Origin of the sequence: uncultured Lacinutrix sp. (genome assembly GCF_947500605.1) — a bacterium.
Taxonomy (GTDB): Bacteria; Bacteroidota; Bacteroidia; order Flavobacteriales; family Flavobacteriaceae; genus Lacinutrix.
The window spans coordinates 106,419-129,398 of sequence record NZ_CANMSJ010000002.1 but is presented as its reverse complement, the minus strand read 5'-3'; the positions used below and the strand labels follow the sequence as shown (position 1 = coordinate 129,398).

The 22,980-nt window shown below is 32.3% G+C and carries 18 protein-coding genes; 7 read left to right on the top strand and 11 right to left on the bottom strand.

The genetic code is table 11. From position 1 onward, the window contains the following. Positions 1 to 5 precede the first annotated feature (5 nt). Together Q0935_RS03785 and Q0935_RS03780 are read left to right on the top strand one after the other, a co-directional pair. Positions 6 to 2,669: a T9SS-dependent M36 family metallopeptidase gene (locus tag Q0935_RS03785; protein WP_299382521.1), complete on the top strand. Its 2,664-nt coding sequence runs from the start codon at positions 6 to 8 to the stop codon at positions 2,667 to 2,669. A gap of 66 nt (positions 2,670 to 2,735) precedes the next feature. Further along, on the top strand, positions 2,736 to 3,185 hold the full coding sequence (locus Q0935_RS03780) for a nucleoside deaminase (protein WP_299249449.1): 450 nt from the start codon (positions 2,736 to 2,738) through the stop codon (positions 3,183 to 3,185). Between the two features lie 33 nt (positions 3,186 to 3,218). On the opposite strand, the gene Q0935_RS03775 is transcribed toward Q0935_RS03780, so the two are convergent. From Q0935_RS03775 to Q0935_RS03735, 9 genes are all read right to left on the bottom strand, one after another. Then, a complete protein-coding gene (locus Q0935_RS03775; RefSeq protein ID WP_299249450.1) occupies positions 3,219 to 3,452 on the bottom strand; it encodes a hypothetical protein in 234 nt (77 codons plus the stop codon). Positions 3,453 to 3,494: 42 nt separating this feature from the next. Then, a complete protein-coding gene (locus Q0935_RS03770) occupies positions 3,495 to 5,297 on the bottom strand; it encodes a chloride channel protein (protein WP_299249452.1) in 1,803 nt (600 codons plus the stop codon). 66 nt (positions 5,298 to 5,363) lie between these two features. Further along, entirely contained in the window at positions 5,364 to 6,176 is an 813-nt protein-coding gene (locus Q0935_RS03765; protein ID WP_299249454.1) for a hypothetical protein, read from the bottom strand. Continuing rightward, the gene (locus Q0935_RS03760; RefSeq protein WP_299382519.1) at positions 6,148 to 6,702 is read right to left on the bottom strand and encodes a hypothetical protein; all 555 of its coding nucleotides are present in this window, start codon (positions 6,700 to 6,702) and stop codon (positions 6,148 to 6,150) included. Before Q0935_RS03760 ends, Q0935_RS03765 begins: the two co-directional genes overlap by 29 nt. 71 nt (positions 6,703 to 6,773) lie before the next feature. Further along, positions 6,774 to 8,522, bottom strand: a complete 1,749-nt coding sequence (gene aspS / locus Q0935_RS03755) for an aspartate--tRNA ligase (RefSeq protein ID WP_299249460.1) — start codon at positions 8,520 to 8,522, stop codon at positions 6,774 to 6,776. 93 nt (positions 8,523 to 8,615) lie between these two features. Then, the gene (locus Q0935_RS03750) at positions 8,616 to 12,128 is read right to left on the bottom strand and encodes an efflux RND transporter permease subunit (protein ID WP_299249465.1); all 3,513 of its coding nucleotides are present in this window, start codon (positions 12,126 to 12,128) and stop codon (positions 8,616 to 8,618) included. Positions 12,129 to 12,138: 10 nt separating this feature from the next. Next, the gene (locus Q0935_RS03745) at positions 12,139 to 13,308 is read right to left on the bottom strand and encodes an efflux RND transporter periplasmic adaptor subunit (protein WP_299382516.1); all 1,170 of its coding nucleotides are present in this window, start codon (positions 13,306 to 13,308) and stop codon (positions 12,139 to 12,141) included. Positions 13,309 to 13,330: 22 nt separating this feature from the next. Then, positions 13,331 to 14,638 carry a TolC family protein gene (locus tag Q0935_RS03740; protein ID WP_299249474.1) on the bottom strand — a complete coding sequence of 436 codons (1,308 nt, stop codon included), beginning with the start codon at positions 14,636 to 14,638 and terminating at the stop codon, positions 13,331 to 13,333. A gap of 3 nt (positions 14,639 to 14,641) precedes the next feature. After that, positions 14,642 to 15,247: a TetR/AcrR family transcriptional regulator gene (locus Q0935_RS03735; protein WP_299249476.1), complete on the bottom strand. Its 606-nt coding sequence runs from the start codon at positions 15,245 to 15,247 to the stop codon at positions 14,642 to 14,644. A 158-nt stretch (positions 15,248 to 15,405) separates the two neighbouring features. Between Q0935_RS03735 and Q0935_RS03730 the strand changes: the two genes are divergently transcribed. Continuing rightward, a complete protein-coding gene (locus Q0935_RS03730; RefSeq protein WP_299249479.1) occupies positions 15,406 to 16,380 on the top strand; it encodes a polyprenyl synthetase family protein in 975 nt (324 codons plus the stop codon). Between the two features lie 11 nt (positions 16,381 to 16,391). Further along, positions 16,392 to 16,745 (top strand): hypothetical protein, encoded by a 354-nt coding sequence (locus Q0935_RS03725; RefSeq protein WP_299382514.1) that lies wholly within the window; start codon positions 16,392 to 16,394, stop codon positions 16,743 to 16,745. A 50-nt stretch (positions 16,746 to 16,795) separates the two neighbouring features. Here Q0935_RS03725 and Q0935_RS03720 read toward each other — a convergent pair whose 3' ends face one another. Beyond that, a complete protein-coding gene (locus tag Q0935_RS03720; protein WP_299249485.1) occupies positions 16,796 to 17,299 on the bottom strand; it encodes a cytochrome c in 504 nt (167 codons plus the stop codon). A 130-nt stretch (positions 17,300 to 17,429) separates the two neighbouring features. Continuing rightward, on the bottom strand, positions 17,430 to 17,963 hold the full coding sequence (locus Q0935_RS03715; protein WP_299249488.1) for an alpha-ketoglutarate decarboxylase: 534 nt from the start codon (positions 17,961 to 17,963) through the stop codon (positions 17,430 to 17,432). A gap of 115 nt (positions 17,964 to 18,078) precedes the next feature. Here Q0935_RS03715 and Q0935_RS03710 point away from each other — a divergent pair, with 115 nt between their 5' ends. Genes Q0935_RS03710 through odhB form a run of 3 tightly spaced genes read left to right on the top strand, consistent with a single transcriptional unit; the run spans position 18,079 to position 22,481 of the window. Continuing rightward, positions 18,079 to 20,835 carry a 2-oxoglutarate dehydrogenase E1 component gene (locus Q0935_RS03710; RefSeq protein ID WP_299249491.1) on the top strand — a complete coding sequence of 919 codons (2,757 nt, stop codon included), beginning with the start codon at positions 18,079 to 18,081 and terminating at the stop codon, positions 20,833 to 20,835. Between the two features lie 19 nt (positions 20,836 to 20,854). Then, on the top strand, positions 20,855 to 21,226 hold the full coding sequence (locus tag Q0935_RS03705; protein ID WP_299249494.1) for a DUF3887 domain-containing protein: 372 nt from the start codon (positions 20,855 to 20,857) through the stop codon (positions 21,224 to 21,226). Positions 21,227 to 21,266: 40 nt separating this feature from the next. Then, positions 21,267 to 22,481: a 2-oxoglutarate dehydrogenase complex dihydrolipoyllysine-residue succinyltransferase gene (gene odhB, locus Q0935_RS03700; protein ID WP_299382512.1), complete on the top strand. Its 1,215-nt coding sequence runs from the start codon at positions 21,267 to 21,269 to the stop codon at positions 22,479 to 22,481. The last annotated feature ends 499 nt before the right edge of the window (positions 22,482 to 22,980 follow it).

Below are 22,980 nucleotides of genomic sequence, written 5' to 3'. Positions count from 1 at the left end.
ATATTATGAAGAAAAATTACATTCTTGGCTTAATTGCTACTGTATTTTTGTTTGTTTTCCAACAGGGACAAGCACAAAATGAGCTAAATGATAACCAATTTGGTTCGCTAATTCAAAATTGGTTAGACCAAAATAAAGAAAAATATGATTTATTAGAGAATGATCTATCTAACTTATTGGTAACGGATGCCTATTTTTCTAAAAAAACTAGAATTAATCATGTCTATGTTAATCAAGGCTACCAAGGTGTGAAAATACATAATGCAGTTTCAAGTGTTGCTGTAAAAGACAACTATGTATTTTATTATGCTAATGGTTTGATTAGCGATATTGAAACAAAAATCAATACGGTTACTCCTACGATTAATGCAGAAGGAGCAATTAATACGGTTGTAAATCACTATAACTTAGGAAGCCTTTCTGATTTAGTACTGATTAATAGTTCTAATAATAACTATGAGTTTTCTACAGGTAACGTGTCTAAAGTTAACATTCCTGTTACTTTGGTGTATCAACCAATTGAAAATGGAGAAATAAAATTAGCATGGGATTTAAATATTCAGTCTTTAAATGGAAAAAACTGGTATAGTGTAAGAGTTGATGCTGTTAATGGTCAAATTTTAGACACTAATGATTGGGTTGTTAGCTGTAATTTTGGTGATGGAAATCATCTAGGTCATACAAATCATGAAGCTAATGAGGATGATACGTTTAACTTATTTAAATCTACCTCTATGATGGTAGATGGTTCTCAATATAGTGTGTTTCCTATTCCTTTTAAAAATCCAACTGATGGGCCTCTAACTTTAGTTTCAGAACCAGCTAATATCATAGCTTCTCCATTTGGGTGGCATGATACAAATGGAGTGACTGGAGCCGAATTTAATATTACTAGAGGTAATAATGTTTATGCTCAAGAAGATCAAAACGGGAATGATGGTTTTGGAGCAGCTCCAAATGGAGGAGCTACTTTAAATTTTGATTATTCTTCTTCAGCTATAACTTTAAGGCCAACAGAGTTTCAAGACTTGTCTTTAACTAATTTATTTTATATAAATAATATCATGCATGACGTATGGTATCAGTATGGTTTTGATGAGGTTAGTGGTAATTTTCAGCAAAATAATTACGGAAATGGTGGAGCTCAAAACGATTATGTTATAGCAGATGGTCAGGATGGAATCGCTTTCAATAATGCAAATTTTAGCACACCACCAGATGGTTTTAATCCAGGAATGCAAATGTTTTTATGGGACACAAATAGTAGCCCACTAAATATTAATTCTGGAGGAACACTATTAGGAGAGGTGGTTGCTTCTATCCCTCCAAATGATGTAGATAATAATATAACGGGACCATCTAATATACCAGTAACGGCAGATCTTGTTATTGTAGATGATGGTACGGGAGCGACTTCATCAGAAGGTTGTAATGCGCTTATAAATGGAGCAGAGTTAAATGGTAAAATAGCAGTAATTAAAAGAGGTAGTTGTAATTTTACTGCAAAAATTCAAAATGCTCAAAATGCAGGAGCGGTAGGAGTTATTATGGTTAATCATAACAATCCGACAAACGATCCAACTTATACAGAATATGTTAATATGGCAGGATTAACTAATCCAGCATTTACAATACCTTCTATATTTATTAATAATGCAGATGGTGAAGAACTAATATTAGCTTTACAAAATAACACAGTAATTAATGCAACTATTTTTAGAGCATTGGTAGACGGTAGTTTAGATAATGAGATTGTTGCTCATGAATATGGTCATGGTATATCTACAAGACTTGCAGGAGGAGCATCAAACTCTAATTGTTTAGGTAATGCTGAGCAAATGGGAGAAGGATGGTCAGACTGGTTTGGAATGATGATAACAATGAAAGCTACAGATCAACCTACTGATGCTAGAGGTTTTGTTACATATTCATCTGGACAAGGATTAGATGGCCCTGGTATTAGACCAGCTCCTTATAGCACAGATACATCAATAAACGGTTTAACTTACGCAAGTACTAATGATGTAACAACAATTTCACAACCTCACGGTATAGGAACTGTATGGGCAACAGTTTTATGGGATTTAACATGGAAATATATAGAGAAGTATGGATTTGATGCGGATGTATATAATGGATCAGGAGGAAATAATAAAATAATGCAGTTGGTTATAGATGGCATTAAACTACAAGGTTGTAACGCTGGATTTGTTGCTGGTAGAAATGGAATTTTAGCAGCTGATATGGCAATAACAGGTGGAGAGGATCAATGTATGATATGGGAAGCTTTTGCCGCTAGAGGTGTTGGGTTTACTGCCTCACAAGGTTCTTTTGGATCAAGAACAGATCAGGTAGAGAATTTCGATACTCCTCCAGATACAGATGCATCTTTACAAAACTGTACAAGTTTAAGTGTAGATGAATTTAAAACTTCTAATTACTCAATTTTCCCTAATCCAGCTAATAATGTGTTGAACATTAAGGTTAAGAAGAGTTTTGGAGATGTTACAATGACATTAACAGATATTAATGGCAGAATAGTGTTAACTAAAAACGCTAATCTATCTTCAGATGCTCAATTAAATATTAGCGCATTACAATCTGGAATGTATATTCTTACTATTAAAGGAGAAGGAATTAATACAAATGATAAGATTCTTAAAAATTAGAAATAATTTTTAAACAAATATTGAAAAGGCAATCATTTTTATGGTTGCCTTTTTTATTTTTATAAAATGATAAAACCATACGACGACAAATATTTCATGCAAAGAGCATTGCAAGAAGCAGAAGCAGCTTACGAAAAAGGAGAGATTCCTGTTGGTGCTGTTATTGTTATTGAAGATAGAATTATAGCTAGAGCACATAACCTTACAGAGCTTTTAAACGATGTTACTGCGCATGCAGAAATGCAAGCTATTACAGCGGCTGCCAATTTTTTAGGCGGAAAATATTTAAAAAATTGCACTTTGTATGTGACTTTAGAACCTTGCCAAATGTGTGCAGGTGCTTTGTATTGGAGTCAGATTTCTAAAATAGTTTATGCTGCTAGGGATGAAGATCGTGGTTGTATTAACTTAAAAACTAAGCTCCATCCTAAAACTAAAATAGAAGGAGGTATTCTTGAAGAAGAAGCGTCTAAGCTAATGAAACGTTTTTTTGTTGAAAGACGAAACTTGAATTAGTTATTTAGCACGAATAAGTGTACAGAGAGTATATTATTTTTTTCGGTTTTCGCGTTCACGCATTTTATCTAAATTCTCTTTATTTAACATGTAGTCTTTAGGATTCTTATCTTTCCAACTGTACCATGAAAACAAAGGAATTACAATAAAAAAGAAGCCTAAAACACCATAACCAATTAGCTTTTGAGAGTACGAAACATCTAAAGCGTAACCACAGATTATAGAGGTGAAAGCTGCAATAAAGAAAAACCAGATAATATATTTCATTTTTATAAGATATTGTATTGCAAAATTAATCAAAATTAACTGCTAAGAAGACACATTAATTAATTGTTGTCTATAAGCTGTAAGTAGTTTCGATTTAGAAACAAAACCAACATACTTCCCGTTTTTAATTACAGGCAAATTCCAAGCTCCAGAACTTTGAAATTTTTTCATAACCTTTTGCATGGTATCTTTTTCGTAGATAATGTAATCAGGTGGGTTATGCATAAAAGTTTCGGCACTTGTACATTCGTATAAAGATTGATCGAACATAACAGTTCTAATATCATCTAAGAGTATAATACCTACGAGTTCGCTTTTGGTGTTTGTAACCGGAAATAAATTTCTATTAGATTTAGCAACACCTTCATGTAACATTTCGCCTAAAGACATTTCTGGATGTAGTTGCACAAAGTTTTTTTCAATAATGGCATCAATTCTCATTAATGTTAAAACGTTTTGATCTTTATCGTCCGTTAGTAAATCGCCTCTTTCTGCTAATTCTTTAGTAAATATGGTATGCTCCATATAGTTTTTTGTAATCATATACGAAATGGCAACCGTAATCATTAACGGGATAAACAATTCGTAACCACCGGTAATTTCAGCAATCAAGAAAATAGCAGTTAAAGGCGCATGAATTACTCCTGCAATTAAACCAGCCATACCAACTAAGGTGAAATTAGCTTCAGAAACTTGATGTCCTAAACCTAAATTATTAATAATCTTAGCAGCAACATTTCCTAAAGCACTTCCCATTACCATGGTTGGTACAATAACACCGCCAACACCACCTGCAGCAAAAGTTGTAGTCATGGCAATGGCTTTAAATATTGTGAAACCAATAAGTAAAGCAATTACAACCCAGATGTTGTCTAAATAATCATCGAAAAATGATGAGCCTAAGGCGTGTAAATGATTACCGTCAAATAAATCTTTGGTAAAACTTAAACCTTCACCATAAAGAGGTGGGATAAAATATAACATGGTACCAATAGAAAAACCACCAACAAGTAATTTTAAAAAGCGTGTTTTAAATTGCTCAAAAAAGGAATAAATAGCAAAGTATATTTTTGTGAAATATAAAGAAGCTACGCCTGTGCAAATGCCTAATGCTATAAAAAATAGCGTATCGTTAATGGTAAATTTATCTGTTATTGTAAAGTTGAAAAGCACCTCGTCTCCTAGAAAAAAATAGGATGTTAATACCGAAGATATAGAAGCTATTAAAAGTGGTAATAATGATGCGAATGTTAAATCTAAACTAAAGACTTCTACGGCGAAAACAATTGCAGCAATTGGCGATTTAAACATAGATGCCATGGCTCCAGCTGTTGCACAGGCAATAAGTAACGTTCTTGTTTTTTTATCGATATGAAGCAGTCTACTTAAATTAGAACTTATAGCAGAGCCCGATGTAATTGCAGGACCTAATAACCCAACCGAACCTCCAAAACCAACTGTTAACGGTGCCATAATTAAAGGATGAAATATTAACTTATAAGATAATAATCCTTTTTGTCTTAATAGAGAGTATAATAACGACGGAATAGCTCTTTTAATAAATGTTGGAGTTGCAGGATTAAATGCTTTTCTAAAAAAGTATTTCTTTATTAAATAGACCGAAAGCAAACCAATAAAAGGGAGAATAAAATAGAGTTGCTTTTGAGAAAAAATAATACCTTTTTCTAAAGCGGCTTGTATGGTAAAAGTTAGGTTTTTAAGAGTTACCGATGCAATTCCAGCAAAAAGACCTACCAAAACACTTAATATAAAGACAAAGTTTTTTTGTGAGATATGTTTATACCTCCAAATTAAAATGCGCTTAAGTAGTGTTTTTTTTGGCATGATTTGTTACTTAAATCAAAGTAACAAAAAATCCTGCGAGAAGCAGGATTTTAATATTAAAAGAATTTATAGGTTTTCAATTTTAAACTTGAGTTCGGTTAAATCTTGAATATAAATTTGTTTCATCGTTTCCACATACGCACGCTTGTTGCTATAACCTTGATTAAAATCGTCTATGGCTTCATTAATAATTTTTAAAGCTTTTTCGTTGTCACCTTCTGCATTGAAAATTTGTGCTTTATAATATTTAGCGTCGGCGCTTAGGTTACGAGAGTATTGTAATTGTTTGTTGAAATTTAAAAGTGCTTTTTCATAATTACCTGCTTCAAAATAAGAAATACCGTTGTATAGAAAAGCTGTTAAATCAACATAGTCTTCGCCAAATTCTTCTGTTTCTTTTGCTATGTTTTTTTCAAAATAAGCGTTAGAGTTTTTAAAATCGTTTAAACCTAAATAAGCAATTCCTCTCCAGTAATCTACACTGTGCCCTTGAGGCGCATCTATAAAATTTGGTGTTAACGTATCGCTGGCATCAAAATCGGCAATAGCTTTTTTGTAATCTCTGTAAAACCATAAATATAGATAACCACGCCAAGGAATTCTTGTTACAGAATCTAGTTTTACAGCTTTGTTGTATTGTGGCAACCATTTGTGAGGTAAGCCGCGTTTTAAATAAGCTACGGATAGTTCGTAGACTGCTTGCTCATTGGTAGAGTCTATTTCTGTAGCTCTTTTTATGCCATTAATACTCATCATAGAGCCTTGCGGATATTGTATGGCTCGATTATATGTGGCTTCAGATTTTTCTCTTTTACTACTACATGAAAAGATAAAAATAAAACAGCTTATACTAAGGAATAATTTCAGTGATTTCTCCATTTTCTATTCGGTATGAAACGTACATATATGCATCTCTATTTTTTTCGAAAAGAAATATAGGTTGCCATTCTTTAACGCTTGTAGTTAAATTAATAAGTTGTTTTTTTAAATCTGAATTAAATGCTTGTGGTTCTAAATCAAGATTGTTTTCATGCATTATAAATCGTCCTGCTTTTCCTTCACAATTAATAATAAATCTAATATTGAAATACCCGGAATCTGAATAATTTCGATTTTCATAGTTTTTATTTATATAATCTCTAAAGCCATTTTTGCCATTTAAATATGGTAATACTTCAGACTGATTATAATACTGAAAAATATAGTTTTCATTACAAACGTTAAAGTCATCATTTAAAATGGCTTCTTCAGGATTTATATAATGTGCATCGTGTTTAAATTCACCTTCATTAGGCAATAAACTATAATACATCATATAATAACCAAATGCAGATAAAGCTGCAATGACAATAAGTATGGCTCCTATAACTATTCCTACTATTTTTAAAACCTTCTTTCGTTTCATAAATCTAATCTAATAAAAAAATCCCGCGAAAAGCGGGATTAATATATAAACAGTTAACTTGAAGGTATTAACTACAAATCAAGCTTTAAATTTAATTCTTTTAATTGAGCGTCATCAATTGGAGCAGGAGCATCGATCATTACATCGCGACCAGAATTGTTTTTAGGGAAAGCAATAAAATCTCTAATTGTTTCTTGTCCGCCTAAAATAGCAACCAATCTATCTAAACCAAAGGCTAAACCACCATGTGGAGGAGCACCATATTCGAAAGCATCCATTAAGAAACCAAACTGAGCTTTTGCATCTTCATCGCTAAAACCTAAGTGTTTTAACATGATCGCTTGTGTCGCTTTATCGTGTATACGTATAGATCCACCACCAATTTCGTTTCCGTTTAAAACTAAATCGTAAGCGTTAGCTTTTACATCTCCAGGATTAGTGTCTAATAATTCTATTTGACCTGGTTTTGGAGAGGTAAATGGATGGTGCATTGCGTGATAATGACCAGTTTCTTCATCTAACTCTAATAATGGGAAATCAATTACCCATAGTGGAGCAAATACTTTTGGATCTCTTAAGCCTAAACGTGTTGCTAATTCCATACGTAAAGCACTTAATTGCGCACGTACTTTATTAGTTTCTCCAGATAGTACACAAACTAAATCGCCTGCTTTTGCACCTGTAATTTCTGCCCATTTTGCTAAATCGTCTTGATCGTAGAATTTATCTACAGAAGATTTATATGTTCCATCGTCATTACAACGAGAATAAATCATGCCTAAAGCACCAACTTGTGGACGCTTTACCCAATCAATTATTTTATCTATTTCTTTTCTTGTGTAAGCGTTTCCTCCAGGAACAGCAATACCAACAACTAATTCTGCACTATTAAAAACACCAAATTCTTTATGTTGTGTTACTTCGTTTAATTCGCCAAACTCCATCCCAAATCTAATATCTGGTTTGTCGTTTCCGTATAAACGCATAGCATCGTCGTAAAGCATGCGTGGGAATTTATCTACTTCAACACCATTAACCTCTTTAAGTAAGTGACGTGTTAAACCTTCAAAAACATTTAAAATATCTTCTTGCTCAACAAATGCCATTTCGCAATCAATTTGCGTGAATTCTGGCTGTCTGTCTGCACGTAAATCTTCATCTCTAAAACATTTTACAATCTGAAAATATTTATCCATTCCACCAACCATAAGCAATTGCTTAAATGTTTGAGGTGATTGTGGTAATGCGTAAAATTCACCTTCATTCATACGAGAAGGCACAACAAAATCACGAGCACCTTCTGGTGTAGATTTAATTAAATAAGGCGTTTCAACTTCTATAAAACCACCGTTAGATAAATAGTTTCTTACTTCTTGAGTTACTTTAGCTCTAAAAATAAGACTGTTTTTTACTGGATTACGTCTAATGTCTAAGTAGCGATATTTCATTCTAATATCTTCTCCACCATCGGTTTTATCTTCGATAGTAAAAGGAGGTAAAAGCGCTTCGTTTAAAATGTTTAATTCTGAAACTAAAATCTCAATATCACCTGTTGGCATATTAGGATTTTTTGAAGCACGTTCAATTACAGTTCCTTTAACCTGTATAACAAACTCACGCCCTAATTTTTGTGCTTTTTCAAGCATGTCTTTAGAGGTTCTTTCTTCATCAAAAACAAGTTGAGTAATTCCGTAACGATCACGTAAATCTACCCAAGCAATAAAACCTTTATCTCTTGATTTTTGAACCCATCCTGAAAGGGTTACTTCTGTATTTATATGCGATGCAGTTAATTCACCACAGTTATGACTTCTGTACATAATATTTTATTAGAATTGCAAAAGTAAAAAATCCGAAGTAAAGACTTCGGATTTTTTGTTTAAATCGTTTATAGTATTTAAGTAATTGATAAATTACTCTTCATTTATAGTTTCGAGAGTAATTATTTCTTCTTTTTCATCTGAAGAAAATTTACTCTTTAACCACATTTTGAATTTCACAGACAAGAAAAATAATATTGGAACTACAATTAATGTTAAGAAAGTAGCTATTAATAAACCATATATTACTGTCCAAGCTAGTGGTCCCCAAAAAACAACGTTATCTCCACCCATGTAAATATTTGGGTCGAAGTCTGCAAACAGTGTAAAGAAGTTAATGTTTAAACCAATGGCTAACGGTATTAATCCAAAAATGGTAGTAATAGCGGTTAATAATACTGGTCTTAAACGTGCCTTACCTGCTTTTACAATACTTTCGAAAAGATCTTCGTTAGATAAGTAATCTTCTTTTTCTAAATCTAATTCTGCTTTCTTTCTATCTATAAGCAATTGTGCATAATCTAACAGCACCACACCATTATTTACTACAATCCCGGCTAGTGATATAATACCAACCATGGTCATCATGATAACAAATGCGCTTCCTGAAATTACAATACCACCAAAGACACCAATAAAACTAAGGAAAATAGCGATCATTATTATTGTTGGTTTAGAAACCGAATTAAATTGGAATATTAAGATAAAAAAGATTAATCCTAATCCAGTAAAAAAGGCACCAACTAAAAAGATCATTTGTTTGTTTTGCTCTTCAATTTGACCTGTGTAATCAATTTTTATTCCGTTAGGCAAGCCTTCATAAGCTTTCATTTCGTTTTGAATTTGATTTACTATAGCGGCGGCATCTGTAAAACCTGGTGATAATGCAGAATAAACGGTTACAACACGTTTTGTGTCTTTGTGTTTAATGGCACTAAATCCTGAATTGTTTTCGTATTTAGTAACAGCAGAAATGGGAACACTTTTTATTTGTCCAGTATTATCTCTAAACGTAATGTTTTGATTAAATAAAGCGCTTTTATTGTATCTGTTTTCTTCGTTAAAACGTACATATATATCAAAATCGTCGCCGTCTTCTTTATAAATACCAGCTTTAGAACCAAAGATAGAACTACGTAATTGTTGTCCTACTTGTGCTGCACTAATACCTAATTCTCCAGCTTTTTCTCTGTCGATGGTAACTCGCATTGTTGGCTTGTCCTTATTAACATCTATTTTAAGTTCATCGACACCAGCAATACTTTTTGTGTTAATAAACTCACGCATATTTTCTGCAGTTGCAATAAGCTCATTGTAGTCGTTACCTTCAATTTCTATGTTAATTGGTGATCCAGCAGGCGGTCCATTGGCATCTTTTTCAACAGAAATTAAAACACCAGGATAAATACCAACTAATGCAGCTTGTACTTTTTGGCGCAATAACTCACTATCTTCTCCTTTTCTAAATTTAAAATCACGCATGGATGCAGTAATCTTACCTTTATGAGGCATTTCGGCAGCAGAACCACCATCGGTTTGAGGATTTCCTGCACCTTCACCAACTTGAGAAACGGTACTTTCTACTAAAAAGTTTTTACCATTAAGCATATATTGGTCTTGGTTAAGAACAGTAAATACACGTTTTTCAATTTCTTTTGTAATAGCATTTGTTTTTTCAATAGCTGTACCTTGAGGGTATTCTATGTAAACAATAATTTGATTTGGCTTGTTATCTGGAAAAAACTCAACTTTTGTTCTTTGTGTACTTAATGAAATACCAAAAGCAATAAAAGAAGCTATTAATAATAGAAATGTACCAATACTTAAAATATAGGGTCTCCAACCTGAAAGAGAACCACGTAATTGACGCTCGTACCAGTTTTCTAAATTTACTAAAGCTTTATTTTGGAAGCTATTTGCCCATTTACGTATAAAGAAACGGTAAGCCCAAAGCATTATAGCTGTAAAAATCATTACGGTACCTAATCCTTTGTAAGTTCCTCCAAATAATAGAATAAGAACACCAAAAAGACCCACTATTATTGTTGTTCTAATAATTTGTTTTAAAGGCATATCCTTATCTTCAATAGTCATAAATTTTGAGACTAATACCGAGTTGAAAAATATGGCTACAAATAAGGAAGATCCTAATACAACAGATAATGTTATTGGTAAAATCTTCATGAATTCTCCCATAATTCCTGGCCAGAAGGCTAATGGTGTAAAGGCTGCAACAGTTGTTGCTGTTGAGATAATAATAGGAAACGCAATTTCTCCAATACCTTTCTTGGCAGCTTCAATCCTGCCCATACCTTCGTCTTCCATTAAACGGTACACGTTTTCTACAACCACAATACCGTTATCAACCAGCATTCCTAGTCCCATAATAAGACCAAAAAGAACCATTGTATTTAAACTTTGTCCAAGTAACTCTAATATCATTAAAGACATAAACATGGACATTGGAATAGCAAAACCAACAAATAATGCGTTTTTAAATCCTAAAAAGAACATTAAAACGGTTACTACCAGTATAACACCAAAAATAATATTGTTAACTAAATCGTCTACTTGACCAATTGTTTTTGAAGACTGATCGTTAGTAATTGTTACTTTTAAATCTGGAGGAAATACATTAGCGATAGCATCTGCAACAATAACCTGAATTTGCTCTGCAGCAGCAACCATGTTTTTACCAGCACGTTTTTTAACATCTAGCATAACAACTGGTTCTCCGTATTCTCTAGCAAAAGTAGTATGGTCTTCTTCTTGAAAAGAGACCGTTGCAATATCCTTTAGGTAAATAGATTTTCCTTTTTCAGATTTAACCACAAAGTTTTCTAATTCTGATGGTTTTTCAATCTCACCTAAAACTCTAATAGTACGTCGTTGTCCGCTTGCTTTTAAATTACCTGCAGACATGGTTAAGTTTCCATTGTTTATAGCACCAATGATATCGTTAAAAGTAACTTGTGCAGCCATCATTTTATAGATGTCTACAGCAACTTCAACTTCTTTTTCTTGAGCACCACGTATGTCTGCTTTTTTAATTTCCTGTAAATCTTCAATATCATCTTGAAGGTATTCGGCAAAATCTTTTAATTTTTGAATTGGATAATCTCCTGAAATATTAATGTTCAGGATTGGCATTTCTTCAGATAAACTTAATTCAAATACATCTGGTTCTACTTTAGCACCATTAAAGCTTGGCCAATCTTCGCCAGAGGTTTCAGTATCAATTTCATCTTTAACCTTTTGTTTGGCTTGATCTACAGTAATACCTTCGTCAAACTCTACAATTAACATCGAGTAATCTTCTTGAGATGTTGAGGTTATTTCTACAACATTACTTACTGTTTTTAATTTGTCTTCTAAGGGATCTGTAATTAGTTTTTCAATATCCTCAGCAGTGTTTCCTGGGTAGATAGAGCTAACGTAAATTTTGGTTTCGTTTACTTCCGGAAAGTTTTCTCTAGGCATACTGAAAAAGGCAGCAATACCTAAGTAAAAGATTACAGCAATTAGCACATACATTGTGGTTTTGTTGTTAATTGCCCAGGATGATAAACCAAATTCTTTATCGACTTGTTTTTTCTTTTTAGTCATGTTTTTTGGTTTAGTAGTTTATTACTTTAACGGTTTGTCCATCTTTAACACTACGTGCTCCTTCTTTTATAAGCTCTGTGCCATTTTCTATGTTTGCTAAAACCTCGATAACATCACCTTGTGTTCTTCCTGTTTTAATAATAACTTTGGTTACTTCTCCTTCGTTATTTTCTTTCTTGTTTTTTACAACATAAACATACTGCTCACCATCTGCATTTTCCGAAATAATACTTTGTGGTACTAAAATGGCTTTTGGGTTTGTGTAATCGTTAATTTTAAGTCTTGCTGTTAAGTTAGGTTTAACACTTTTGTCTTTATTAGGAACATCGATTTCTACTTTAAAAGTTCTGTTTGCTGGATTAATAACATCTCCTGCTTGACGGATTTTTGTATCTATTGTTTTTCCTAAAATTGGAAACTCGACTGTTACATTTTTACCTTTTACAACATCTGCTACATAGCTTTCTGGCACATCTGTTTCAATATACATCTTGTCTAAGTTTACAATTTGTATTAATGGTGTTTGACCAGCTCCAACAACACTTCCTTTTTCGGTAATAACATCATCAATAGTCCCGCTAAATGGTGCTCTAACCGTTGTTTTGTTTAATTGTTGTTGTAATTGGTTAATAGCTTGCTGTTGCGCCTCGTAAGATGATTTTGCTTGTAGATATTGTATTTCGCTACCAATTTTTTGATTCCATAAACGTTCTTGACGTTCAAAAGTAGTTTTCGCTAAATCTGCTTGTATCTTATATTGTGCCAATTGTTGGCTTAAACCACCATCATCAACTTTAGCTAAAATTTGACCTTTAGATACGCGTTGTCCTTCGGTTACATATACATTTGTTAGTATACCACTAAACTCTGGAGTAATTATTAAAAGGTTTTTTGTTGTTACATTTCCTTGTAATTCTAATACGTGATTAAAAACCTCTTCTTTGGCTATAAAAGTGGTAATTAAAGGAATGTTTTTAGTTGTGTCTAATGTTTTTATTCTGTCGTCTAATAATTTTATTTTAGAATGAACCGCATCTTGCTCCGCTACTAGCTCTGCTCTTTTTGTTCTAATACTTTCTAAGTTATTAGTTTCTAAAACTTTTTCGACTGTGTTTTTTTTATTTCCACCACAAGAGGCTAATAAAATAGCTAAAAAAGAAAGTGTTATTATATGTTTCATAATTAGTGTTTTGTAAAATTGATTAGATAGTTGTGTTTAGTAATGTTTCTAGTTCTGCTTTCTTAGTAATAACATCTAACATTGTTTGAAGTAATTCCTGTTGCGCAGTGTACAATTGGGTTTGTGCTTGTCTTAAATCGAAACTTGAGCTAATACCTTCAAAAAATTTAGTTTGATTTTTTTTCTCAATACGTTCTGCAAGTGCTAGGTTTTCTTTTTTGTTTTGATAGTCTTCAATTGCAAATTGGTAATCACTCTTGGCAGACTGTATTTGTAAATTAAGTACTTGCTCGGTTTCTGTTAAGCTAATTTCAGATTTTTCTAAATTAATTTGAGCACGTTGCGTGGCAGCACTTCTCATACCTGAACTAAAAATTGGGACATTTAAGCTTACACCAAAAATTGAAGATCCGTACCATTTTTCGCCTGTGTTTGTAAAGTTAAAAGACTCTCTATTTCCAGAATATCCGCCATTAACAAAAGCGCTTAATGTTGGTAATGCTTTACTTTTTTCGAGTTTTACCAATAGTTCTTTAGAGACTTTGTCATTTGCAGCAATTTTATAATCTATTGTGTTTTCTGCATTGTTTGTAGTATCTAATAACTCTAATTGTATGTTTGCTACAGCTAGAGCATCTAGATTTTCAGCAACAACAATACTCTCGTTTATAGGTTTACCAATAGTTATATTTAGCATTTGGTATGCTAAATCTTTTAAACGCGAAGTGTTGTTTAGGTTGCTTTTTACGCTAGATAGTGTAATTTTTAACTGTTCTACACTCTCTTCTTCTTCTAAGCCGTTCTCGAATATCTTGGTAATATCATTCAAGTTTTTTTCTAGTACAGCTATGTTTCTTTCTAATATAGAAACACTTTCTTTTGCTAAAAGTACATTTCCGTATGCATTAATAACCGATTTTCGAACTTCTAAATCTGTTTTAATTTTAGCATTTTCAGAAATTTCTAAATACACTTTTGCAGATTGAAGCGCAACAAGATAAGAGCCATCAAAAAGAAGTTGACTTAATGTTGCAGTACCTGTTAATGTATGTTTTGATCCCGCTTGTATTATTTGGTCTCCAAAAACAAAAACGTTTCTTTTTAATGCATTTTGATAATCTATTGTAGCGCTAATTTGCGGTAATCCAGTTGCTGTAGTTTCCCATTTTTGTTTAATAGCAGCATCAATATCTAAAGCCGCATTTTTAGACTGTCGGTTGTTTTCTAAAGCATAATCAATAGCTTCTTGTAAAGTAAACTCAGTTTTGATTTCTTGTGAGTATGCAATTGTGCTAATAATTAAACTAAATAATATGAGTAATTTTCTCATTAGTTAAGATTGATTGGTGTTAATAAATTTATTAAGTGTTTGTAATCCTTTTTCACTGCAAATGGCTCTAAGGTGATATTCTAAATAGCTTTCCATTAAATATTCCATTGTAAATAATGTTGAAGGAAAAATATTTTCGTCTTTAATACCAGACATACCATTAAAATACATTCTAGAGATAAAATCTACATCTATGCTTTCTCTAAATAAACCTGTGTCGACACCTTTTTGAATGCTTCCTTTTACTGAAACATGCATTTTTTCAAATTGTTTCATTTGTAATTGCTGGTGTATTTTCGGATAGTATTTTTTTAGCTGAAACTGTGGTGATGTTTTTTCGTTTTTAAGATAATTCATCACAAACATTTTAATGTCGTATAATTCTTCTATAGGATTATGCGATGCTTCGCAAATACAATCTATACCATCGCAAACGCTATTGAAGATACTAAGGGTAGTTGCTTCTACTAATTTTGTTTTATTATCAAAATGCTGATAAATGGTTTTTTTAGATATGCCTAATTCGTTGGCAATATCATCCATAGTAACACTTTTAAAGCCTAGTGTTAAAAACAATTCTCCAGATTTATTTATAATTTTCTCTCTCATTTTTAATATTCCGCATAAAAAACGGATAACTTCTTTTATTAATTTAAATGCAAATGTACGTAAGGAAACTTTATAAACAATAAAAGTTTCCAAAGTTTTATTGTTTTCTTAACACGTATCTTTTATTTGGTGAATTTATTTTACATTATTTTTGTGCTATGCAGAACACTCAAGATTATCAAGCTACATTTATAGACTATTTAGAAAATTTTTATAAAGATCGAGAGCCAAAAAATTTATACGACCCTATTAATTATATTTTAAAGCTAGGCGGTAAGCGTTTACGTCCTGTTTTAACATTAATGAGCGCAGATATTTTTAATTGCGATTATAAAAAAGCGATGGATGCAGCGTTAAGTATAGAGGTGTTTCATAATTTTTCGTTGGTTCATGATGATATTATGGATGCTGCGCCTTTAAGAAGAGGAGAGCAAACAGTGCATGAAAAGTGGGATACTAATACAGGTATTTTATCTGGTGACGCCATGCTTATTATGGCTTATCAATTATTCGAAAATTACGAACCAGCAACATTTCAAGCTTTAGCAAAATTATTTAGCAAAACCGCTTTAGAGGTTTGCGAAGGACAACAATACGATGTGGACTTCGAAACACGTGAAGATGTTACTATTCCAGAGTATTTAAAAATGATTGAGTATAAAACAGCGGTTTTAGTTGGTGCAGCCATGAAAATGGGTGCTATTGTTGCAAACGCATCGCAAAAAGACCAAGACGCTATTTACGAATTTGGTCGTTTGTTAGGTATTGCATTTCAATTACAAGACGATTATTTAGACGCTTTTGGTAATCCTGAAACTTTTGGAAAACAAGTGGGTGGAGATATTATTGAGAATAAAAAGACGTATTTGTATTTAAAAGCTTTAGCGTTTTTAGATGCTTCTGAAGCAAGACAGTTGGAGCAATTGTTCACTGTTAATTTAGAAGATAATTTTGAAAAAATTGAAACTGTAAAACAATTTTTTGTTAGCAGTGGATCTGCGGAAGCAACCCAGAAAGAAATTGAAAATTATACAAACAAGGCCTTTTTGGTTTTAGAAACATTAAATATTTCTGAAGAGAAAAAAGAGCTTTTAAAAGCTTTTGGAAATTCTTTAATGACAAGAAAAGTATAAAGTCTTATAATATGAAGCTTCCTGAAACATTTCAAGATTTAATTGACGAAGCGAATCAATTAAATTTATATAAAAAATTAATTCTTCAATTGAATAAGGATTTTTTATATGCTAATATCGATCTTGATTTCGATGAAGATATTCTGCCTAAAAGTTTAAAACTATTACTACACGAAATCGTTTATAAGCTTATTCAAGAAAAATTTGCCGAGTATTTAAACCTTCTTTATATTATTGATGTTCCAGAGGATACAATTAAAAGTTTAGACGGTAGCGATACTTTAATACTTGCAGAGCAAGTTTCCTTTTTAATATTAAAAAGAGAATGGCAAAAGGTTTGGTTTAAAAATAAATATTCTAAGTAATTTTTCTAGAAGTATAAAAATTACTTAGAATATTTTCTAGAAGTAGTATATTATTTTAGTGTTCTAAAATATTCTAAAACAGCTCTAGCATCTTCTTCAGTAAGTCCTTGGTTTACCATTGGCGAACCATTAAACTCTATTAGTAATTCTTTAGCTAAAGGATCTTCTTTTACCATTTGTTCAGGATTTAAAATCATATTCATAACCCATTCCGGAGATCTACGTTTTAAAATTCCTGTTGGCGCTGGACCAACAAATTTTCTATCTGTTCTATGGCAAGCAGTACACATTTTTTTGTATACATCTGCTCCATGAGCTACCATTTCTTGGTTTACAGCAGCACTTAAGTCTACCGATTTAATAGGTCCAACACCTTTATTTTCTAAATCTACTTTTTTAGATGCTGGTGTTTCTTCTGTTTTAGGAGTTGTTGTTTGTTCTGTTATTGCTTTTTTTTGATAAGAAAATTTTTCTTTCTTTTTTTCTTCCTTACCTCCGCAGCTTATAAGTAGTGTTATAAATAATACGGAAATTAGTTTTAATGTTGCTTTCATGGGTTTATCTATTTGTTGAACAAAAATAGATTGATAAACAGATAAAAAAAATGATAAAAGTCATTAGTTAAGATTGTTCTGTCTTAATTTAAAATAGTTGATTATTTCAGGAATAATAGGTTGTTGGTTTTTAAAAATAAACTCTAATAAAAGGCACCCAAGCATTAGCGTAAACACTTTTGTTATCATCATAAAGTAAATCGTAACGTATACCTATTGTTATATTGTTAGTTCTGTATCCAGCTCCAACAAAAAAAGCAGGAATCCAATAGTTGTCGTCTATAAAAATGGGATTGTCAAAATTTCTGCTTACATGGTTTTGTTCAAATTCAGCAGATAATTGAATTTCGTTAATAGGGTTATACAAACTAATTATACTCGCACCTAATATAGTAGATTTAGCAATATCTTTTTGACTATAATATGTGCCACTTAATGCTAGACCTAAAGAGAATTGAGAATTAAAATCGTAGATAGCACTAGGTGCTAAAGTGGCGCTAAAAACTTTACTTCCTGTGCTTAATCCTAAGCCACCTCCAAAACGCACGTTTTCCCAAAAATCACTTTTTTGGTTGTTGTCTTGTGCAGAAATAGTAGAAAAGGTGAAGAGTAGTAGCAAGAATAATGCAACAGTTTTTATTAAAGAAAGCGTTTTTAAAGTCATAAAAAAAAGATTAGTTTGTTAAGAAAGACATAAATATAAGAAAAGCATAGCTATTTTTAGAGAAAGTTGTATTTTTGATAAAATTTGTTGAAGCGAACACGTCTTATACTTAATAATGGATAAATATTCCTTTTTAAACGCAGCACATACAGCATACTTTGCTGATTTATACGAACAATACCAAGTAAACCCGGACTCTGTTGAGCCAAGTTGGAGAGCCTTTTTTCAAGGCTACGACTTTGGTAGTGAGAGTTATGGCATGGATGGAGACATTGTAGAAGGAGTTTCTACACAAATTCCAGAACATGTTCAAAAAGAGTTTCAGGTAGTCAAATTAATAGATGGCTACAGAAATAGAGGGCATTTGTTTACAAAAACGAATCCTGTACGTGCACGTAGAAAATATGCACCAACTTTAGAGATCGAAAATTTTGGTTTATCACAATCCGATTTGTCAACTGTTTTTAGTGCAGGTGAGATTTTGGGCATTGGAGCACAGTCGCTTCAAGAAATCATAAATCATCTTGAAAGCATTTATTGCGATTCTATAGGTGTAGAATACATGTATATTAGAAAACCTGAAGAAATCCAATGGATACAAAAGAGGTTGAATATTAACGATAATCAACCCGCATTTTCTTCAGATCAAAAAAAGCATATTCTTAAAAAACTTAACGAAGCAGTGTCTTTCGAGAGTTTCTTACATACTAAATATGTTGGGCAAAAGCGTTTTTCTCTTGAAGGAGGTGAGGCTTTAATTCCAGCTTTAGATGCTGTCATTGAAAAAGCAGCAGAATTAGGTGTAGAAGAGTTTATAATGGGAATGGCACATAGAGGTCGTTTAAGCACACTTACAAACATCTTTGGAAAATCGGCAAAAGATATCTTTAGCGAATTTGACGGTAAAGATTACGAAGAAAAAGTGTTTGATGGTGATGTAAAATACCATTTAGGATGGACAAGCAAAAGAAAATCAGATTCTGGTAAAGAAATAAGATTAAGTATTGCACCAAATCCATCTCACTTAGAAACTGTTGGAGCAGTTGTAGAAGGTATTGTAAGAGCAAAACAAGATGAATTTTATAAAGACGACTTTAGTAAAGTTTTACCAATAGTAGTCCATGGAGATGCAGCAATAGCTGGTCAAGGTTTGGTTTACGAATTGGTTCAAATGGCACAATTAGATGGTTATAAAACTAATGGTACCATACATATAGTAGTAAATAACCAAGTAGGTTTTACTACAAATTACTTAGATGCTAGATCGAGTACGTATTGTACAGATGTTGGTAAAGTAACATTATCTCCTGTATTACATGTTAATGCAGACGATGCAGAAGCAGTAGTACACGCTACATTATTTGCTTTAGATTTTAGAATGAATTTTAAGCGTGATGTATTTATAGATATGTTAGGTTATAGAAAATATGGTCATAACGAAGGAGATGAGCCACGTTTTACACAACCTAAATTGTACAAGGCAATTTCTAAGCACGCAAACCCTAGAAATATCTATGCCGAAAAATTAATTGCTCAAGGTGTAATAGGAAAAGACCATGTTAAGCAATTAGAAAAAGCATATAAAGATACTCTTGAAGAGAAATTAGACGCTTCAAGAAAAGAAGATAAAACAGTAATCACACCATTTATGGAGTCTACGTGGAAAGATTTTACACGTGTTGACGAAGTAGAGATGATGAAAGATATAGACACCAAAGTCTCTAAAAAGAACTTAGAAGATATAACTAAGGTTATATCAAACTTACCAAAAGATAAAAAGTTTATTCGTAAAATAGAAAGACTAATAGAGTCTCGTCAAACGATGTTCGACGATAATCAATTAGACTGGGCAATGGCAGAACATTTAGCCTACGGATCACTTTTAACAGAAGGTTACAATGTTAGAATTTCTGGTCAAGATGTAGAGCGTGGTACATTCTCTCACAGACATGCAGTTGTTAAGGTAGAGGATAGTGAAGAAGAAATTATCTTACATAATAACATAAGCGATACGCAAGGTCAATTTCATATTTACAATTCATTATTATCAGAATACGGTGTTGTAGGTTTCGATTATGGTTATGCTATGGCGAGCCCTAAAACACTAACTATTTGGGAAGCACAATTTGGAGATTTTAGTAACGGTGCCCAAATAATGTTAGATCAGTATATTTCTGCAGGAGAAGATAAGTGGAAAACACAAAACGGATTAGTAATGTTATTGCCTCATGGTTACGAAAACCAAGGCGCAGAACATTCATCGGCTAGAATGGAGCGTTACTTGCAATTATGTGCAAAAGACAATATGTTTGTTGCAGATTGTACAACTCCAGAAAACATGTTTCATTTGTTAAGAAGGCAAATGAAAGCAAATTTTAGAAAACCTTTAATAGTATTTACTCCTAAAAGTTTATTACGTCACCCAAAAGCAGTATCGACTGTAGAGTCTTTTGTTAACGGAAGTTTCCAAACAGTAATTGATGATGTAGAAGCAAAGGTTGATAAGGTTAAAACATTAATTTTTGTAACAGGAAAGTTCTATTACGATTTAGATGAAACACGTGAAACTTTAAAACGTGATGATATTGCTATTGTAAGAGTAGAGCAATTATTCCCATTACCGGCAGAGAAAATGCGTGAAGCATTAAAGAAATATAATAAAGCAGAAGATATTGTTTGGGCTCAAGAAGAACCAAGAAATATGGGAGCTTATGCACATATGTTAATGCATTTTGATGAAGCTAAAACATTTAGAGTAGCATCAAGGCGTGCTTATGGAGCACCATCTGCAGGAAGTTCTGTTAGATCTAAAAAGCGTCATCAAGAAGTTATTGATTACGTATTTGATAAAACAAAAAACAATCAGCGTTAAACCATTTAAATATAATATCATGAAAAGAATTTTATTAATTATAGTTGCAGTATTAAGTTTCTCTTTGGGTTTTGCCCAAACTGAAGAGGCGAATTATAAAACAGTAATTTCAGATTTTCAAACCAATTATAATAATGGAGATTTCGAGAGTGTTTACAATATGTTTAGTGCCAACTTTCAAAAAACATTGACATTAGAAAAGACGAAAACATTCTTTAAAACAAACATTAATGCAGAAGCTTTAGGTAATATTAAAGCAGTAGAATTAAAAGAAATAATAAGAACAGGGCATAACTATAAAGTAACTTTCGAGAATGGAGTAGGAGAAGCCTTTTTTCTTTTAGATAACAATAATAAAATTAGTGGATTACAAATGTATTCTTCAAAATAATACAATAGTAAACAAGACATTATAACAAAATTACATTACGATGATTTTAGAAATGAAAGTACCTTCGCCAGGCGAATCTATTACAGAAGTTGAAATAGCAGAATGGTTAGTTCAAGATGGTGATTATGTAGAAAAAGATCAAGCTATCGCAGAAGTAGATAGTGATAAAGCTACTTTAGAGCTACCTGCAGAAGCTAGCGGAACAATAACGCTAAAAGCTGAAGAAGGTGATGCTGTGGCAGTTGGAGCAATTGTTTGTTTAATAGATACAAGTGCTGCAAAACCAGAAGGATCTTCTGATGCACCAAAAGTAGAAACTAAAGCAGAAGCACCAAAAGCAGCAGTAGAAACTCCAAAAGCTACAGAAGCTAAAACATATGCAACAGGTACAGCAAGTCCTGCAGCAAAAAAGATTTTAGCAGAAAAAGGTATGGATGCAAGTACTATTTCTGGATCAGGAAAAGATGGTCGTGTAACTAAAGACGATGCTGTAAATGCAGTGCCTTCTATGGGAACGCCAACAGGTGGAAACCGTAGCTCTTCAAATTCTAAAATGTCTATGCTACGTCGTAAAGTAGCAGAACGTTTAGTTGAAGCTAAAAACACAACAGCAATGTTAACTACTTTTAACGAAGTAGATATGTCTCCAATTTTTGCACTTAGAAAAGAATATAAGGAAACGTTTAAAGCAAAGCATGGTGTTGGTTTAGGATTTATGTCTTTCTTCTCTTTAGCAGTAGTTCGTGCATTACAAATGTATCCAGCGGTTAATTCTATGATTGACGGTAAGGAAATGAAAACTTTCGATTTTGTAGATATTAGTATTGCAGTTTCTGGACCAAAAGGTTTAATGGTTCCGGTAATTAGAAATGCAGAAAGCTTAACATTTAGAGGTGTAGAATCTGAAGTAAAACGTTTAGCACTTAGAGCAAGAGATGGACAGATTACTGTAGATGAAATGACAGGAGGAACATTTACTATTACTAATGGAGGTGTTTTTGGTAGTATGTTATCTACGCCAATTATTAACCCACCACAAAGTGGTATTTTAGGAATGCATAACATTATAGAAAGACCAATTGCGGTTGATGGACAAGTTGTTATTCATCCTATGATGTATGTTGCTTTATCTTACGACCATAGAATTATCGATGGTAAAGAAAGTGTTGGTTTCTTAGTTGCTGTTAAAGAAGCCCTAGAAAACCCAGTAGAGTTATTAATGAACAATGATATTAAGAAAGCTTTAGAGCTTTAATATATAAATAGTTTATAAACACAAAAAGCTCCTCTAATAGAGGAGCTTTTTGTGTTTAAGAGTTTAGTGTGTTAATGCACGAATACAGTAATAATGTTAAAGCAAATTAGAATTATTGCAATAGTAATAATTCCAAAAATTAGCTTGTTGTTTTTTGTGTCATCTAATTCTTCCATAGGTTTGAGGTTGTTTTTGGATTAATTAAAAACTCTGTACCTTTTACAGTACAGAGCTTTTTTTAATTAATTTCTTCCCTTAAAAATCAATTAATAGCTTTATAAAGATAGCTTGTATTAACGTTAAAAAAAATACGTAGAACTACGTATTTTTTTTAAGTTTTTAAAAAGAAAATAAACGCTCGAACTGTTATGTTTTACTACTTGTTTGCTTGTTTTGTGTTTGGTTTTTACTTTGATTTCTACTTTTTTAATTAGACTTAAAAACGCTAGTTTTCAATATATTTCAATTTTGTTTTTTAAAATTAATAGTAAAGAATAGA

Coding starts and splice junctions, on each gene's coding strand:
- Q0935_RS03785 (WP_299382521.1), top strand. CDS start 6: ATGAAGAAAAATTACATTCTTGGCTTAATTGCTACTGTATTTTTGTTT.
- Q0935_RS03780 (WP_299249449.1), top strand. CDS start 2,736: ATGATAAAACCATACGACGACAAATATTTCATGCAAAGAGCATTGCAA.
- Q0935_RS03775 (WP_299249450.1), bottom strand. CDS start 3,452: ATGAAATATATTATCTGGTTTTTCTTTATTGCAGCTTTCACCTCTATA.
- Q0935_RS03770 (WP_299249452.1), bottom strand. CDS start 5,297: ATGCCAAAAAAAACACTACTTAAGCGCATTTTAATTTGGAGGTATAAA.
- Q0935_RS03765 (WP_299249454.1), bottom strand. CDS start 6,176: ATGGAGAAATCACTGAAATTATTCCTTAGTATAAGCTGTTTTATTTTT.
- Q0935_RS03760 (WP_299382519.1), bottom strand. CDS start 6,702: ATGAAACGAAAGAAGGTTTTAAAAATAGTAGGAATAGTTATAGGAGCC.
- aspS (WP_299249460.1), bottom strand. CDS start 8,522: ATGTACAGAAGTCATAACTGTGGTGAATTAACTGCATCGCATATAAAT.
- Q0935_RS03750 (WP_299249465.1), bottom strand. CDS start 12,128: ATGACTAAAAAGAAAAAACAAGTCGATAAAGAATTTGGTTTATCATCC.
- Q0935_RS03745 (WP_299382516.1), bottom strand. CDS start 13,308: ATGAAACATATAATAACACTTTCTTTTTTAGCTATTTTATTAGCCTCT.
- Q0935_RS03740 (WP_299249474.1), bottom strand. CDS start 14,638: ATGAGAAAATTACTCATATTATTTAGTTTAATTATTAGCACAATTGCA.
- Q0935_RS03735 (WP_299249476.1), bottom strand. CDS start 15,247: ATGAGAGAGAAAATTATAAATAAATCTGGAGAATTGTTTTTAACACTA.
- Q0935_RS03730 (WP_299249479.1), top strand. CDS start 15,406: ATGCAGAACACTCAAGATTATCAAGCTACATTTATAGACTATTTAGAA.
- Q0935_RS03725 (WP_299382514.1), top strand. CDS start 16,392: ATGAAGCTTCCTGAAACATTTCAAGATTTAATTGACGAAGCGAATCAA.
- Q0935_RS03720 (WP_299249485.1), bottom strand. CDS start 17,299: ATGAAAGCAACATTAAAACTAATTTCCGTATTATTTATAACACTACTT.
- Q0935_RS03715 (WP_299249488.1), bottom strand. CDS start 17,963: ATGACTTTAAAAACGCTTTCTTTAATAAAAACTGTTGCATTATTCTTG.
- Q0935_RS03710 (WP_299249491.1), top strand. CDS start 18,079: ATGGATAAATATTCCTTTTTAAACGCAGCACATACAGCATACTTTGCT.
- Q0935_RS03705 (WP_299249494.1), top strand. CDS start 20,855: ATGAAAAGAATTTTATTAATTATAGTTGCAGTATTAAGTTTCTCTTTG.
- odhB (WP_299382512.1), top strand. CDS start 21,267: ATGATTTTAGAAATGAAAGTACCTTCGCCAGGCGAATCTATTACAGAA.